This window comes from Vibrio sp. 2132-1, from assembly GCF_033344315.1.
In genome coordinates, this window is sequence record NZ_JAWPON010000223.1 from 1 (window position 1) to 787 (window position 787).

1 protein-coding gene is annotated in these 787 nt (G+C 32.5%); it reads right to left on the reverse strand.

Translation table 11 applies throughout. The features are described 5' to 3' along the window. Positions 1–201 precede the first annotated feature (201 nt). A complete protein-coding gene (locus R8N47_RS24570) occupies positions 202–687 on the reverse strand; it encodes a hypothetical protein (RefSeq protein WP_318186019.1) in 486 nt (161 codons plus the stop codon). Positions 688–787: the final 100 nt, after the last annotated feature.

The window sequence follows — 787 nt, forward strand, 5'->3', positions numbered from 1 at the left end:
AAGTTGATTATTTAACTGTTCTTGATAGTTCTTCAAATTTTGCATAATAAATCCTTAATAAACTTACCCCAAAAACTTCGTTTATTGTAGATTTATTAAGTGACACGCGGGGTGTTTAACGAGTCTGTTTTTAAATTATAACTGATGATGATTAAAGTCAATTAAATTCTATAAAAAGTGAAGGTTTATTATTTTAATTATTTAATCATCACAATAGAGTTCTTCGTAATCGATAAGATGCATGTTTCTATCAATCCGTTTTAAATCTTCAAAAGCAAAAAATTTCTTAGCTAATCGAATGGCGTAATAAGGTTCGGTCGTATTTGAAAGTATTACCTCTCGACTATGAGGAACATGGACAAACTCAATACTGCCAAACCTAGTCTTATAAAAACCTGATTCCCCTGTTGTACCCAGAATTAAAATCATCGGGATCTGAGAGATAACACTCCATCTTGAAAGGGCATCTTCGAAAGATATATAACACAGTTCGCCTTCTCGCAGTGACAAAGCTAGTTTGTCAAAGAAATCAGGCGGCAATGTCGAACGCAAGTAAACAAATCGCTCAAAATCAATACTGACGATGTAGTCGTTTTTTGCAATGATCTGCTCAATATCATCACTTCTAAAGATTGAGCAGATCTCATCACGTCTATAGATAAACTTTTCTTTACGCCGATACTGCATTTCGAAAATCATTTTCATAGATTAAAAGGTAGAATTGCTTAAAACCGAACAGAATGATTACATAATAGCTTGTTTTATATCAAGTGAAGTTTCATAATAA